Source organism: Halomicronema sp. CCY15110, from assembly GCF_016888165.1.
GTDB lineage: Bacteria > Cyanobacteriota > Cyanobacteriia > Phormidesmidales > Phormidesmidaceae > Halomicronema.
The window spans coordinates 49,185-63,718 of record NZ_JACSWC010000421.1; the positions used below are offsets into that span (position 1 = coordinate 49,185).

Consider the following 14,534-nt stretch of genomic DNA (forward strand, 5'->3'; position numbering starts at 1 on the left):
GGGCTGGTTACGGGTTTTTCGCCAAAATTAGCCCCATTATCTTGTGTTCAGTGGTGTGAGTAGCGTGTATGCCCTTGCCTCAACCAACTTTAGATGTTGAACCTTCTGAAAAAGTGCTGTCGCTGCGACAAAAACGACAGCAGCAACATCAACGGTCGTTGCGATCGGTGCGCTTTCGGGCCTTGGGGTGGGAACTCACAGGGCAGCTCACCGTGAATTTGGTGTTGACTTTGGTGGCGCTCGCCGCGTTGGTCAAGCTGGTGCCCTATCACCAAACTCAACGGCAAGTTTTACGCGAGTTGGAAGACTCTGTCGCCACCCTGCAAGATCACAATCGCCGACTCCGCACCGACTTCACCCGCTATTTTGACCCGGCGCAAACCAGCCAGATTTTGCAAGAAAACGGTGCGCGCGAATCGGCACAGCACATTCCCATTGTCTGGGTGGAGCAGTTGCCGGAGCAGCTGGGCAACCCCGCCGACTTGACGGATCCAACCCCTGCCACCGAGTCGCCAGAAGCCGGCGCTGAAGCCGCCGCTTTAAGCGACTAATTCGGCCCCGAGTCAGGAATTTGAATATCGGCTTGGTGTTCGCACTGAAACCCTTGGGCGGCCCACTCGGCCAGATCCACTGACGATAGCGGGAAAACCCGGTCACACACGGGACGATAAAGCTGGCTGATGATAGCCCAGGCCAGCGATCGCCCCACATCCAGCACCGTTTTCAGGGGCGTCTCCACATTGGCGGGGATGCCGATTTCTTCCACCAGTTGCATCTCAACCCAGATGCCGTGACTACTGAGCAGAATGCGCGCTAGCCACGCGGCTCGCGGCACGTGGGTGGGAGAAGTCACCACCACGACATGCTGCGTCCCCCACTGTTTGAGGGTTGGCAGACTGTAGCGATAGTTGTCAAAGGTTGATTCGGCACAGCTTTCGAGCCAAACCTGATCGATGGGCGCGGCCACCCGCTCAAATACCAGACGAGTGCAAGGGGGAGCCGCCCCGTGGGAAATCAGAATGGGCAGCGGATTGCCCTGCGCGACGGCATCAGCAACCACAATTTCGCGGCGAATGCTGCCCCCTAGTACCAGCACTGCATCCGGTGGTTGCTGGGCATGGCGATAGAGTTGGGTGGCGAGGCTGCTGCCCCAAATCGTCAGCCCCAACAGGAGCGCCAGCCATAGCCAGCGCTGACAACGCACGCCTTGACGCCACCCGCGGCTCAGACTAAATCCGATTAACCTACTCCCGTTTTCAGCCATGACGCCGTACGGGCTGAGCTAGTCGAAGCCCTGCGACAGGCTCAGGGGCAACGTTGTTAGCCTTTGGGGAGATCGGGAGGGCTAGAAACGAATTCGGGATCACTTGCATAGACGGATATTGAGGCATTCACTATCTCTGGGCGCGATCGCCCCCGGCAACGGGTCAAGGCAGCAGCGCCACCACCTGGTCATTGGTTTTGGGACGATAGGATTTGACGACATATTGATCTAAATGGCGAAAGAGGGCGATCGGCGGCACTACCCGACAGGAGAAAAATTCCACCATGACTATCTTTTCGTCTTTAATTTGCACCTTTGGGGCCAGATTTGTGAGTGGCTTTTGGGTGCGCCATTTCCACGGTTTATTCGGTGCGGCGGTGATCAAGCGATGATGCGACCAGCGACAGTTTTGCCCACTGCGGCCGAACTCCTTAAATTCCCGCAGGAGAATGGAGGCTTCCAGATAGGAAGCGGGGGAGCGATCGCCCGTTACGCCATCCATCACATTCCCCAATGCCCCTTTGGGATGTGGCGGAATGGCTCTGTCTCCAGCCGCCTCAATGGCGGCTTCCAGCTCAGCGGTGGTGCTCATGAGTTCTGGCAAAGCCCAGGTGACGCCCATGCCCCCGGTGGATTGCCGCTGTAAGTACGTCACCAACCGGACTTTATCTTTCAGTTCTAGACCCGGCAGTTTGGCCAGGGCCGCTGCCGGATTAATCGTGCTGATAAACCAGCGCCCCTCGGCATTGGGGGCCACTCCTTCGTCATCGCCAAAGCCCCCCACCCGAAACAAATCGCCCAAGGCATCGAGCGATTCTGGAGCCATGGCTTCGATCGCCATCGCCCGCTCATTCATGTCACTGACCGGCTGTTGCTCTGAGGCTGGCAGCGTTAACTGCAACTGAATATATTTTTGTACCTTTTGTACAACGTCTAATGAAAATTTTTGCAGGGCCATAGGGGCAACATCAGCGATCCTTTAGTTCCTAGTTATCCCGAATGGCGACGGCAAATGCTCATTGTCACGGGCGATCACTACTTTTTGTTAGCTTGTGTCACAGTTTTGCCACAGTATAAATACTGCTAATCGTTAGCATTAAAACTGTCGCCGCCATCAAACTCGTCAGCTCCGATGCCTGGTTACACAGGCTTTACCGACATCCAAAGGCCACGATTATGGGATTCATGGGCGAGATCCATCAACAGTTGTGAATAAACGCCCTCAGCGATCGCTGGCGCGGCGGCCTGACCTTGATCGATGCAGTTAATCCAATGATCGACTACGCGAATAAACGGGGCGAGTCGGCCATCATCATAGGTTTGCGGAAATTCCAGAATTGCGGGAATTGGCAATTCAGCCAGCGCCGCTCCGGCAGGGGCACCCCAGAGCTGAAAGCCGTGAACGTAGTCTTTGAGATTGTCGCTGCCGAGAATTAACGTGCCGCGATCGCCATACACCTCGACCCAGTGCCCCCGACTGGCATAGGTTACCGAACTAATCGTCACCTGACAGGGCGTACCATCCTGCATGTCTAGCATCAGGGTGCAAGTATCATCGGCATCCACGGGCTTCAGTTCCCCCGTTTGGGGATCGGGCCGCTGCGGAATCGCCGTCGTTAAATTGGCGCTGAGCCGCTTTGCCGGGCCAAACAGCCACGCCAAATAGTCAAACGTGTGGGACGCAAACGCCCCCAAAGCTCCGCCCCCCTGGTCTTTGCGGGCATACCAACTCCACCCCCGTTGCGGATCGGCGCGACCGGGCACCATCCAGTCCACTTTGATTAACCGAGGCGTGCCGACATAGCCTTCGATGAGTTTGGCCTTTAACTGCTGCCACGCCGGCACAAAGCGAAATTCAAAATCCAGTCCCACCACTTTTTGCTGCTGCTGAGCCACCGCTTCAATGGCTCGCGCCTCTTCCACGTTCAGAGCCGTGGGCTTTTCCAGCAGGACATGTTTGCCCGCTTGCAGGGCCGCGATCGCCACCTCCTTCCGCAAAAACGGGGGCGTCGCCACACTCACCGCCTCCACCTCCGGCAGCGCGAGCAATTCATCCAGGGAACTGCAACCGTGGGGAATTTGATGCTGGGCCGCGATCGCCTGCGCCTTGTCCGCCTCGCGATGATAAACCGCCATCACTTCCGTCCGATGCTGAATCTGGAACCCCGGAATATGGATTTTCTGCCCAAATCCCGTCCCAATCACGGCGACGCCAATCGTTTTCCCAGTCATCCAGCTCTCCTCCACAACACTGCTCACCCTTCAAGGCAAGGCAGCTTCACCGTACCAAACCCGCTCAGCATCTTCACGATATCCCGAAACGAACTCCCCCCGTCCACATCACCCACTCACCCACATCACCCACATCACCCACTCACCTACCCTGCCACCCTCACACCCATCCACCCTCCCCCTCCTTGCCTCCAACCCCCATTCAGTGTTGAATCAATCTGTGACCCCGCTTGCCAAACCGCCATGAGCCTCGTTCTCTACAACACCCTGACGCGTCAAAAAGAGCCCTTTGAAACCTTGACACCGGGCCAGGTCAAAATGTACTGCTGTGGCGTCACGGTCTACGACTATTCCCATTTGGGCCATGCCCGCTGCTACATCACCTGGGACACCGTGCGGCGCTATCTGATGTGGCGCGGCTACGACGTTCACTATGTGCAAAATTTTACCGACATCGACGACAAAATCCTGAATCGCGCGAAGAATGACGGCTCATCCATGCAGACGGTGGCCGAAACCTATACCCAGGCGTACTTTGAGGATATGGAGCGGCTAAACGTGCTGGAGGCGGACGAATATACCTACGCCACCCAAACCTTAGACGGCATTCAGCGATTAATTTCGGAGCTAGAGCAAAAGGGCTACGCCTATCCGGCTAACGGCGATGTGTATTATGCCGTGCGTAAATTCGACGGCTACGGCAAACTCTCGGGTCGCAAGCTGGAAGACATGCTGGCCGGTGCGGGGGGCCGCGTCGCGACTGATACGGGTATCAAGCGCGATCCCGCTGACTTTGCCCTGTGGAAGGGGGCCAAAGAGGGAGAGCCGTTTTGGGAATCGCCCTGGGGGCCGGGGCGTCCGGGTTGGCATATTGAATGCTCGGCAATGATTCGCGATCGCTTGGGCGACTCGATCGACATTCATATGGGGGGCAGCGACCTGGTCTTTCCCCATCATGAGAATGAAATTGCCCAGTCCGAAGCGGCTACCGGCCATCCCCTGTCGCGCTACTGGATGCACAACGGCATGGTGAATGTGGGCGGCGAAAAGATGTCGAAATCCCTTGGCAATTTCACTACCATTCGCCAACTCTTAGGTGAGCCGGAACAACTCATTGGCGAAGGTGATCCTACTGTACCCATGAGTCCAATGGCTTTGAGGCTCTTTTTTCTACAAGCTTCATATCGCAAGCCAGTAGATTTCACCCAAGGTGCAATAGTGGCTGCACAAGGAAGCTGGGCGACTTTGAATAGTGCTTTACTTTTTGGTTCAAAACACGGTTCGAAACTAGGTTGGTCAGACGTCAAAGATTCCGATTTTCTCAATCCTGCTGCTATGCGCATTGATCGTGAGAGTGCCCAAGTTCAGCAGTTCCAGACTGCCATGGACCAAGATTTCAACACAGCTGGTGCTTTAGCAGTCCTTTTCGAATTGGCTAAAGAGCTAAATCGAGCGGGGAACTTGATCACCCATGCTGGAGAGGCTGATACCTCTAGCAATATTCTGCGACAACAATGGCAAACCCTGGTATGTCTAGCTGAAGTATTGGGTCTTAAGGCATCTCCAGAGAATTCTACTGAAGCAGATGGAAAACTGTCTGATGAGCAAGTTGAGGCGATGATTGAGCAGCGCCAAGCCGCCCGAGCCGCCAAAAACTTTGCCGAGAGCGATCGCCTCCGCGACGAACTGCAAGCCCAAGGCATCACCCTCATCGACAAACCCGGCGGCGTCACCGAGTGGCACCGTTAACCGCAAATACTTCAGCAACCCACCCCCTCTCACCCTATGAAACTTCCCAACTCTCCGCGAAATGCCCGGCGCGAGGTCGATCACGTGGTCGGTAAAGTGTTCAAAACCATTGAGTCCGCCAATGCTAGGGACAAGGAAACTTTTGAGCGGCTGCTAGACGGCATCATTGTGCAAGTCGCGAAAAATCGTCGGCTCGATGTTAATCAGGTGGCCGTAGCCACCGACCAAGTCATTGCGGCCATGCCAGACGAATATGGTCGGTTAGAAGAAGAGCTGAGAGGCTGGGAAACCTTAATTGCCTTCCTGTACATCAAATACCATCAAGTGCTCGGCATCGATCCCTCAATATTTCAGGGTTAATTGGCCCTTACCCTGGCACCGCTAGTGCTATGCCCCCCTGGCCATGCCCTCGGCATTCGCTAGTGCTCATAGATCGCGGCGCTTCACGCCTTGCGGCCCAATAGCCCCCGGCTCAATCGGTTGATGGCGCGCTGGGTCACCGAGGCATAGGTCTGTTTGCCATTGAAAAGTTTGATCAGTTGTTGCGTCGCCTGGGGACGTTTCACCGCCGCCTGATAGGCCACTTTGGGAGCGTTGTAAAAAATCGTGGCGAGGCGTTTGGCCCAGACCATTTCCTGTCCCCATTCGGCTTGCATCGTCTGGGTATAGCGTGGCAGGGCCTCGCCATCGCCGCCGAGGGCATCATGAATGGCATCGGCGGCTTTTAAGCCGCTGAAAATGGCGGGACGAATTCCCTCGGCAGTAAAGGGATCGACAACGCGGGCGGCCTCTCCCGCGATCAATGCCTGCTGCGTGTGCAGCGGGCGATGTTGATCCCAGACCAAGATGGGGTGACCGTAGGCTTTTTCCTGGGCAAATTCGACTCCAAATTGTTCGGTATAGGTGGCAATGGGCGGACGCAGGTCATATCGGCGCTTTTTGTCCGCGAGGAAGACGCCCCCGCCGATGGAGTACCCATCAGCCTTGGGAAAGTTCCAGAGATACCCGTAGGGCACCAGGCCAAATTCCAGATGAATCAGAGCGTCATCGGGCATGGTAACGCGCGGCTCGATTTCTACGGCGGCGGCCATTTTGTCATGGCGCTGGGTCAGCCCCAGCCAGCGGGACATCGCCCCTCGCCCCCCATCGGCGGCAATCAGGTACCGGCCCTCGACTGGGCCTTGGGCGGTCTCGACTCGCCAGCGATCGCGCTCAAACTCGATGCCCTGGGCCTGGGTGGCTTGCCACAGCTCCGCCCCCTGTCGCTGGGCCTGCTGCACCAGAAAGTAGTCAAATTCATCCCGCCGCACCATCCAGAGGGCTTCGTCAGCGGGGACTTCGGCCTCCACCTCATCCCCCAGTTCCCACGTGCAGCGAATGCGGCGGACTCGTTTAGAAATCACAGGGGAGAAGTCGAAGTCAAACCACTCCGCGACTTGCGGCGAAACGCCACCCCCGCAGGGTTTGTAACGGGGCAGGCGTTCCCGCTCAAGGAGCAGCACTGAGTGGCCGCGTTTGGCTAAGTGATAAGCCGCTGTGCTGCCGCTAGGGCCAGCCCCCACAATGATGCAGTCGTACATAAAATTGCCGTCAAAATGTTTCTCAGGCGCAGATGGCCTGGTCATGGCCTAGCTGTTCATCTTAGTACGATACTTTCGCGGTACCAAAATCGGGCGATCGCTGCCCCCTTTCGCCAAGCCCCTGACTGGGCTGCTGCCAGGCCCGTCCGCCGATGGCCTACCCCCCTTCTAGCCAGTTGTCTGGGGAATTTTCCGGCTCCGTCCATTCGGTCTCAGGGTAATTCAAATAAGCGGCTTGGACGGGCTGGGCGTCTTCAATCCAGATTTGGGTACGCAGGGGGCCATACTGCAATCGCAGGGCGGCTTCCACCCGTTCGCCCACAATGTGGGCTACGCCCAAAAATTCGGGATGAATGACCAGATGTAACTCGACCCAAACCTGACGCCCCACCAGCCCTCGGGAGCGAATACGGGTACAGCGAGTGACCCCTTCAATTTGAGTGACGATGTGGGCGATCGCTTCGGGGGCGATCGCCATCGGTCGGAGTAGCGTCGGTAATTGATCGCCCAAGACTTGCCACAGGCTCCGCACCGAAAACACCGTGAGCAATACCGCCAGCAGGGGATCAACCCAGGTCTGCTGCTGCCAGATGGCAATCACCCCCACTAGGGTCACGCCTGAGAGCCACGCATCCCCCAAGACATGCTGGGTGTGCAGCATCAGGGCCAAACTCCCAAAATCTTGGATACGGTAGTAGGCATAGGCCGCGATCGCCAGTGACAGCACCAGCAACCCCACCATGAGGTAAACCACAGGGCGATCAATCGTCACAAGCAACGACGTTTCTGCATTGCCAGTAAGCGCATTGAACGCCTGACGGAACGCGGCAAAAATTAAACTCAGGCCCGTAAAACCCAACAGCGACACCGCCGCCAGGGTGCCCGCGACCTCGGCCCGCCCGTGCCCCCATACTTCGCGCCCCAGCGGTCGCTGTGCCGACGCCACCGCCACCAAACTCAACACCGTACTAAAGGCATCGATAAAGGTGTGGAGCGCCTCGGCAAAGAGTAATAGCGAACGAGTCGCCCACCCGGCGATCGCTTCCACCCCCAGCACCAGCAACGTGACCCAAAGCCAGGTCAGCAGCAACCGATAACAGCGACGGCGTTGAGGGTCAGCGGCAAGATTCACCGAATACGTTACTCCAGCAGGCTTATGAGTTTTTGAGGCAATGAGGGCCGGACTGTTGGGGGCAGCCGCCAGGGGACTGAATGCAGTCTCTCAGACTCCGCTCGATCCGTCCCACCGCCCGTCAGACCGACCATGCTTACCAGATGCCTTGAGTGCGAGAATACCAACGCATCAGAACTTTCGCCAATCGTTGGGGATGATGACGCACCGATCCCGCCGCCGATTCTTCCATCACGTTGGCGAGAATAATCCGCCGTCCCGAAGTCAGCACCGTCTCGCGATCGAGCACCACTGGCGATGCCCCCACCTGAGCGTAGCGCTGTTCGGCCACTTCCGACGGCCCCCGCCGCTGCACCAATACCGCATCAAACAAGGGCCGACCACAGGCCCGATCAATGGCGCGAATGTGGTCAGACACGGCATAGCTCAGGGTTTCCCCCGGTTCAGTCATGACGTTGCAGACGTAAATGCGGGGAATCTTGCGGGCCGCGATCGCATCAGCAATTTCCGGCACCAGCAAATTCGGAATGATGCTGGTGTACAGGCTACCGGGGCCAAACACGATAAAATCCGCTTCTCGAATCGCCTTAATCGCTCTGGGCAAGGCGGGGGGATGGCTGGGGGAGCAACCAATATTCACAATTTGGCCTTTCGCTTCCGGGATTTTGGATTCTCCTTCAATCCGCCGACCATCGCTCAGTTCGGCCCACAGCTTGACATCGCTCAGCGTCGCGGGGAGCACTTGACCGCGCACGGCCAACACTTTGGAACTGGCTGCGATCGCCTGCTCCAGATCCCCCGTCACATCATTCATCGCCGTCAAAAACAAGTTGCCAAAGCTATGCCCGACCAACCCATCCCCCGCCTTAAAGCGGTATTGAAACAGCTCCGTCAACAACTTTTCCTCGTCAGCGAGGGCAGCCAGACAGTTCCGAATATCCCCCGGCGGCAACACCCCATTTTCTCGGCGCAAGCGGCCCGAAGACCCCCCGTCATCCGCCACCGTCACAATGGCCGTGATGTTGTGGCTGTAATGCTTTAGCCCCCGGAGCAAGTTTGATAAGCCCGTGCCCCCGCCAATGACGACGACCTTGGGGCCTCGCGCCAGCCGCCGTTCTTGCATTAAGACATCGACCAACTCAGTTTCATTACCGGGCAGCAGCACCTCGGTAATCGCCCCCAGCGTGCGAGTCTGGCCCCAGAGGATAAACAGTAGCCCCATTAAAACCGCTAGCGGCCCACTCACATAGTTCGGAATCTGGTCGGCCAAAAACCGAAAAATCGAGCTCAAAAATTGGCCGGTATAGAAAACAGGCGTTAACTTGAGAGAGATTAAAATGCCTAAGCCCACCAGCAAGACGCCGCCCACACTCAAAAACAGCCAGCGCTTAACCAACAAACCTGGGGCCAGCCATTTGAAGAGGCGGTTGACGCGGCGGGGCGGCTCTGGGGTCAGCCACGAGGTTTCGTGGCGCACCCGGCGCAACATTTGAGAGAACGATTTGTTCAACGAGTTAAAGAACATGTCCTACCGAATGGCTTCCAGAAAAATTCAGTCCATGATGGAGACTGACAGAAGGAGACTGCGACGCATCCTATTCTCAGAGCTACGCGAACTCAATTGAGGATCGGGATCGATTCAACCTGTTAATCTTTAGCATTAAATAGAAGAGGTGTGAAGCTAAGATCGGTCAGTTTGCGACCTGTCCCCAATGATCTCAGTCCGCTTTGATGTCTCTGCGAACCGTTTGAGTTAGCCCATGACCGATCAGTTATTTAATCCATCTGATGCGCCGACTGCCGACTACGACCAAACCGTACCGCTGATTGAGCTCCGGGGCATTTCTAAAACCTTTGGGTCGAATCGCGTGGTCGACAACCTGGATTTGCAGATCCATCACGGTGAGGCAGTGGCGGTGATCGGCCCTTCCGGGACGGGAAAATCAACAATCTTACGGATCATTGCAGGGTTACTGCCGCCCGATGAGGGAGAGATTTACATTGCCGGGCAGCGACGGCTGGGACTCATCGAAGACGCCCAAGACCCGGTGGGTATTGGCATGGTGTTTCAACAAGCGGCGCTATTCGACTCCTTAACGGTGGAAGAAAATGTGGGATTTTTGCTCTATCAGCATTCCACCCTCTCCCATCGACAGATTCACGGCTTGGTGGAAGAAGTGCTGGAAATGGTGGGGTTGCCGGGCATTGCCAATAGCTATCCGGCGGAACTCTCGGGGGGGATGCGGAAGCGAGTCAGCTTTGCGCGGGCGATCGTCTCCAATCCCCAAAATCCGACCGACCGACCGGCGGCGCTGCTCTACGATGAACCGACAGCGGGGCTTGACCCGATCGCCTCTACTGTCATCGAAGACTTGATCCGTGATATTCACGGCGGCCATGGCTGTAGTTCTTATCTCATCGTCACCCACCAAGACAGCACCATCCGCCGGACGGCAGACCGGGTGATATTCTTGCACCGAGGCCAAATTCAATGGAATGGCAGCATCACCGAAATTGACGAGACGGACAATCCGTTTGTGCGGCAATTTTTTAGTGGCAATGTCGAAGGCCCGATTCAAATGGTGCAGTAATCAGGGGCAATACTGAATGAACACCGGTGTAAGCAACGTGGTGACGGAGTGTTGAAATGCGAGCAAGAGCAGTCCGAGAAGGTTCAGTTGGGTTGTTGATATTGGTCGGAGTTGGACTCTTTGGGGGGCTCGTACTTTGGTTGCGGGGACTCAACCCCGGCAGTCGTAACTATGACCTGACGGTGATTTTTGAAGACACGTTGGGTATGCAGGCGGGCACGTCCGTCCAATATCGTGGGGTGCCGGTGGGGCGCGTGGTCGGCATTAACCCCAGCAGTAACCAAGTTGAGGTGCGCTTAGAAATTACCCAGTCTAATCTCCGCATCCCCCGAGAGAATTTACGGGTGGCGGCCAACCAATCCGGGTTTATTGGCGAAACGACTATCGACATTACGCCCATGACTGAGTTGAGCGATGCCGAACAAGCCATCAGTCCATTTGGGGCCGACTGTGAGCCGGAGGTGATTGTCTGCGATGGCGAAGTGCTGGTGGGCGCAACGGGTGTCAGCTATGCATCGTTGCTCGAATCAGCCGATAGCTTGGCGGCGGCGCTGGCAGATCCTGAGCTAATTTTAGGCTTTAAAGAGACCCTGGCTAATACCACTGACTTTACGGCCGAGGCGACCCGGCTGGCTCAAGAGCTCACGACTCTGACCATGACGGCCCAGTCCGAGGTTGAGCCGTTGAGTGAGTCGGTGCAAGCGGCCACCACGGGCGCGGCGGCGGCGGCGCAAGAAATTCAGCTGACGGCGACGGAGGTGCGCACTCTACTAGCCGCCAACCGTGTCAATATCACCTCCACACTGACTAATATCAGTCAGGGCTCAGACCGGCTGTCGGGCATTCTCAACCAGTTAGCGACGGAGTTGGAAGATCCCCAACTGCTGGCTGACTTGCGTACCCTGTCGACCAATGCGGCGGAGGCTTCGGGCTATTTTCGCGATGCGGCGATCGATCTCAGTACGCTGACCGGAGCCATTAACCAACCCGATAATGTGCTGCTAATTCAGCAATCTTTGGAATCGGCGCGGGATGTGTTTCAGGGAGCGCAGAAAGTTTTATCGGATATTGACGAAATTACGGGCGATCCGGCGGTGCGCGAAAATATTCGTAATTTGATTTACGGTCTCAGCGACTTGCTATCTAGCATAGAGATTTTGGAATACCAAACCCAATTGGCGATCGCCCTCGCCCCGTTAGAACGACGGGCGGCGGCTACCCCTCCGCAAAATCCAGCGATCGCGCTTTCACGAGCTGATTACCAGGCGTTACAAAACCAACTAACCGAGTTAGCCAACCGCCAACCGACGCCAAACGCAGGCCAGTAGAGTGCCATCACCAGGAATCTGTGGAACCCTGGGCAGGCCAGTGAGCGTCGTCTATACCCAAGCGATGCCGACCGGTTAGCCCTTGTCGTGCGCTCTATGGATAGTTGATTTCTTTGCGCGGAGATTTGCTCATGTTTGCCCCCATGCTCATGGCTCAACTGTCGGTTGACCAAACTGCCAATATTGCCACGGGGGTGAGGGCGGGCCTCAGTTACCAGTTCGGCACCCAGGGCAACCGCGTGGGCTTTAACGCCGGGGGCTTTGCGCGGGTGAATCCCGATAATCTCGAATCCTTTATTAGCTGGTCGGGCTATCGCAATCTGTCGCATATCGAAACGGCGGAGTCGGGGTGGGAGAGTCAGGTCACGGTGGGGCTGACCCATGGTTTTGGGGGCGGGCGATCGCTCCCTGAGGACTACGATTGGTCGCTAGCGGCGAACAACACCCAACGCACCAACAGTGTCAGTCTCTATGCCACGTTCTACGACGACACGTACAACACCAGTCAGGGCAACATCGGCATTGGCTTGAATGTGGGAGCGTTCAACCTGCGCTTTGAAAATGACTTTGACCCCATCGGCATTTTGGGGGAGTATGGCGATCGCTTTCGCACGGGGGCGCTGGAAGTAGGCTATCGCGCCGACGATGGCACTAATTTCGTCGCGGGCTTCAACACTTTTACGGGGGATATTGGCGATGGCTACATCATCCGTCCCGAAGACGGCGGGGCGGGGCCTCATGGCGAATATTCCCTGACGGAGCGCAATGGCCGACCGATCGAGGCGAGCGATCGCGCCATTGGCAACGCTTACGTCGGCATCCGCAATCTGGATCTGACCCAGTCAGACGACGACACCTGGCACGCCCTCGGATTTGACAATCTACAAGTGCGGGTCGGCTGGAGTGACGAGGCCATTCGCAATGGGGTGCAAAACAGCCTGCATGATTTACTCGCGAATCCCCGCATTCCCCTGCGCGATGTGGAAGGTCACCCCTATGTGCAGGTGGGCACGAACCATGGACAAACGCTATACCCCTGACGCTCAGCCCAGTTCTGATGTATCGGGGTCGTGATCTAGAGGGTGCAGGTCTTTGAGTTGGAGGGGCAGTTCTAGCGGCACGGAGACTTCATTTTTCAGATGAGCGATCGCATCGGTGATAAATGTCCGCACAAACTGTTCGCGACGGTTGAGCTGAAACTGCTTTTGCACCACTTCGCCAATGCCGCCATCGCCCCAGTCTTGATTTTGGGTGAAATAATCCATAAAGCTTTTGCCCGCGATGCGGGTCAAGTAGGCGGCGGTGATGCCCTGGACACCGCGACTGGCGATCGCTGTCGGCAGCGTCGTTTGCATCCCCAGCGCCAGCAGATTCATCACGCCCTTGGCGATGCCCAATCCCGTCAGCGTCCGCGCCACCGCATAGGCCAGGTCTTTGCCTTCTTGCATGGAGAGGTTGAACTGGTAGACCTTGCCGAGTTCGAGCACCATTTGCGCGTTGATGGCAGCGGTCGCCAACAGATCGATCCCCGGTAGCGGTGTCGCGGCGACCACGGCAGCATTAATCCACTGGTAGCGCTCGATCACGGCGTTGGCCGCTTGATGGCGCTGGGATTGCACCAGTTGCCGCGCTTCTGTCCCCAAGCGCTGCGATCGCAGCAGCAGCGAATCCGCCAGTAAATCGGCCCCCTCGGCTCGTAACACGGCGGTCAGGCGCTGTTCCAAAGGCCAGAGATCAGGCTCCATCTGGGCAATTTCCCCGGTGGTCAGCCGCACGGGTTGCGGATTCGCGGCCACATCCACCACATCGGCAGGGTCGAGCGTCGCCGCCAAGCGCGATCGCACTTTCTCCAGAATTTCCGATAACTCATCATCGGGGTACAGGTCGGCTTTGTTGAGCACCACGATCAGCCGTTTGCCCATATCCAGCAGCGATCGCGCCACCGCATATTCGGACTGGCGCAGATCATTGTCAATCACGAACAGCAGCAGGTCGGCGTCGGTGGCGAGTTGCCGGACTTGAGTTTCGCGATCGGGGCCAGCGGCACTCGCTTCCAACAGGCCGGGGGTATCCGTTAGCCAAACGACTTGCTCCACGCCCTGCACCCGCAGCGGATAGGCCGTGGCCGTGGTCGTGGTGCCCAACGGGGCGGCCACCGTACCCACTAAATCGCCCAGCAAACCGTTAACAATGGAAGTCTTGCCCACCGAGCCGACGCCAAATAGCACCACACGAATGTCGCGCTGCTGCCAATCCGTCTTTAAATCAGCCAGCTTTTCTTCTAACGCGGTGCGGGCCACTTCGTCTTGAATCTGCGCCACCTGCTGTTCGACCCCGGAGAGGGCCACCTGAGCCGCTTCTGCTTTGGCTTCGGGAACTTTGGGTGGGGCCTGACGCTGCGGTCGCAAAAAAGGACGTAAGTAATAAAGGCTCGCCGCGATCGCCGCGATCGCCCCCACGATCACTACCACCAAAAATATCTGTGACAGCACTGGGGAAAAGAGCGCGATCGCCCCTTGCAACCGCAGCACAAAATCCACCAGCCAGAGCAGCATCCCCAGTCCCAAAACTGCTGCTACACCGATAATTGGCAGCCGCCATCGCCTCATGTCATACTCGCTTGCCCCAGGCCAAAGGGGGCGTTGTGAGCGGGCACTG

General features: G+C 57.1%; 13 protein-coding genes. 6 read left to right on the plus strand and 7 right to left on the minus strand.

What is annotated here, in order from left to right:
• Window positions 1-68: 68 nt before the first annotated feature.
• A complete protein-coding gene (locus JUK32_RS22470) occupies window positions 69-551 on the plus strand; it encodes a hypothetical protein (RefSeq protein WP_204141104.1) in 483 nt (160 codons plus the stop codon).
• On the opposite strand, the gene JUK32_RS22475 is transcribed toward JUK32_RS22470, so the two are convergent.
• The 3 genes from JUK32_RS22475 to JUK32_RS22485 form a co-directional block, all read right to left on the minus strand.
• The gene (locus JUK32_RS22475) at window positions 548-1,204 is read right to left on the minus strand and encodes a YdcF family protein (RefSeq protein ID WP_309224608.1); all 657 of its coding nucleotides are present in this window, start codon (window positions 1,202-1,204) and stop codon (window positions 548-550) included. The two genes, JUK32_RS22470 and JUK32_RS22475, sit on opposite strands and share 4 nt — an antisense overlap.
• 223 nt (window positions 1,205-1,427) lie before the next feature.
• On the minus strand, window positions 1,428-2,222 hold the full coding sequence (locus JUK32_RS22480; RefSeq protein WP_204141106.1) for a hypothetical protein: 795 nt from the start codon (window positions 2,220-2,222) through the stop codon (window positions 1,428-1,430).
• 182 nt (window positions 2,223-2,404) lie between these two features.
• Window positions 2,405-3,496: a Gfo/Idh/MocA family protein gene (locus JUK32_RS22485; protein WP_204141107.1), complete on the minus strand. Its 1,092-nt coding sequence runs from the start codon at window positions 3,494-3,496 to the stop codon at window positions 2,405-2,407.
• A 243-nt stretch (window positions 3,497-3,739) separates the two neighbouring features.
• On the opposite strand from JUK32_RS22485, the gene cysS reads away from it, so the two are divergent.
• On the plus strand, window positions 3,740-5,245 hold the full coding sequence (cysS, locus tag JUK32_RS22490; protein ID WP_204141108.1) for a cysteine--tRNA ligase: 1,506 nt from the start codon (window positions 3,740-3,742) through the stop codon (window positions 5,243-5,245).
• 36 nt (window positions 5,246-5,281) lie between these two features.
• Window positions 5,282-5,605 (plus strand): hypothetical protein, encoded by a 324-nt coding sequence (locus tag JUK32_RS22495; protein ID WP_204141109.1) that lies wholly within the window; start codon window positions 5,282-5,284, stop codon window positions 5,603-5,605.
• Between the two features lie 83 nt (window positions 5,606-5,688).
• Here the strand turns inward: JUK32_RS22495 and JUK32_RS22500 are convergent, their stop codons facing one another.
• The 3 genes from JUK32_RS22500 to yvcK form a co-directional block, all read right to left on the minus strand.
• Window positions 5,689-6,825, minus strand: a complete 1,137-nt coding sequence (locus tag JUK32_RS22500) for a geranylgeranyl reductase family protein (protein WP_204141142.1) — start codon at window positions 6,823-6,825, stop codon at window positions 5,689-5,691.
• Between the two features lie 157 nt (window positions 6,826-6,982).
• Window positions 6,983-7,957: a cation diffusion facilitator family transporter gene (locus JUK32_RS22505; RefSeq protein ID WP_204141110.1), complete on the minus strand. Its 975-nt coding sequence runs from the start codon at window positions 7,955-7,957 to the stop codon at window positions 6,983-6,985.
• 136 nt (window positions 7,958-8,093) lie between these two features.
• A complete protein-coding gene (yvcK, locus tag JUK32_RS22510) occupies window positions 8,094-9,446 on the minus strand; it encodes a gluconeogenesis factor YvcK family protein (protein ID WP_239112968.1) in 1,353 nt (450 codons plus the stop codon).
• Window positions 9,447-9,717: 271 nt separating this feature from the next.
• Between yvcK and JUK32_RS22515 the strand changes: the two genes are divergently transcribed.
• The 3 genes from JUK32_RS22515 (at window position 9,718) to JUK32_RS22525 (ending at window position 12,916) form a co-directional block, all read left to right on the plus strand.
• A complete protein-coding gene (locus JUK32_RS22515; protein ID WP_204141112.1) occupies window positions 9,718-10,548 on the plus strand; it encodes an ABC transporter ATP-binding protein in 831 nt (276 codons plus the stop codon).
• A gap of 56 nt (window positions 10,549-10,604) precedes the next feature.
• Window positions 10,605-11,876, plus strand: a complete 1,272-nt coding sequence (locus tag JUK32_RS22520) for an MlaD family protein (protein WP_204141113.1) — start codon at window positions 10,605-10,607, stop codon at window positions 11,874-11,876.
• 131 nt (window positions 11,877-12,007) lie between these two features.
• Window positions 12,008-12,916: a polymorphic toxin type 23 domain-containing protein gene (locus JUK32_RS22525; protein ID WP_204141114.1), complete on the plus strand. Its 909-nt coding sequence runs from the start codon at window positions 12,008-12,010 to the stop codon at window positions 12,914-12,916.
• A gap of 3 nt (window positions 12,917-12,919) precedes the next feature.
• Here JUK32_RS22525 and JUK32_RS22530 read toward each other — a convergent pair whose 3' ends face one another.
• The gene (locus JUK32_RS22530; protein WP_204141115.1) at window positions 12,920-14,485 is read right to left on the minus strand and encodes a YcjF family protein; all 1,566 of its coding nucleotides are present in this window, start codon (window positions 14,483-14,485) and stop codon (window positions 12,920-12,922) included.
• Window positions 14,486-14,534 lie beyond the last annotated feature (49 nt).

What these genes read in the sequence shown, in the direction of transcription:
- JUK32_RS22495 (WP_204141109.1), top strand. Translation starts at nt 5,282, where the DNA reads ATGAAACTTCCCAACTCTCCGCGAAATGCCCGGCGCGAGGTCGATCAC.
- JUK32_RS22520 (WP_204141113.1), top strand. Translation starts at nt 10,605, where the DNA reads ATGCGAGCAAGAGCAGTCCGAGAAGGTTCAGTTGGGTTGTTGATATTG.
- JUK32_RS22500 (WP_204141142.1), bottom strand. Translation starts at nt 6,825, where the DNA reads ATGTACGACTGCATCATTGTGGGGGCTGGCCCTAGCGGCAGCACAGCG.
- JUK32_RS22470 (WP_204141104.1), top strand. Translation starts at nt 69, where the DNA reads ATGCCCTTGCCTCAACCAACTTTAGATGTTGAACCTTCTGAAAAAGTG.
- JUK32_RS22515 (WP_204141112.1), top strand. Translation starts at nt 9,718, where the DNA reads ATGACCGATCAGTTATTTAATCCATCTGATGCGCCGACTGCCGACTAC.
- JUK32_RS22530 (WP_204141115.1), bottom strand. Translation starts at nt 14,485, where the DNA reads ATGAGGCGATGGCGGCTGCCAATTATCGGTGTAGCAGCAGTTTTGGGA.
- JUK32_RS22525 (WP_204141114.1), top strand. Translation starts at nt 12,008, where the DNA reads ATGTTTGCCCCCATGCTCATGGCTCAACTGTCGGTTGACCAAACTGCC.
- JUK32_RS22485 (WP_204141107.1), bottom strand. Translation starts at nt 3,496, where the DNA reads ATGACTGGGAAAACGATTGGCGTCGCCGTGATTGGGACGGGATTTGGG.
- yvcK (WP_239112968.1), bottom strand. Translation starts at nt 9,446, where the DNA reads ATGTTGCGCCGGGTGCGCCACGAAACCTCGTGGCTGACCCCAGAGCCG.
- cysS (WP_204141108.1), top strand. Translation starts at nt 3,740, where the DNA reads ATGAGCCTCGTTCTCTACAACACCCTGACGCGTCAAAAAGAGCCCTTT.
- JUK32_RS22480 (WP_204141106.1), bottom strand. Translation starts at nt 2,222, where the DNA reads ATGGCCCTGCAAAAATTTTCATTAGACGTTGTACAAAAGGTACAAAAA.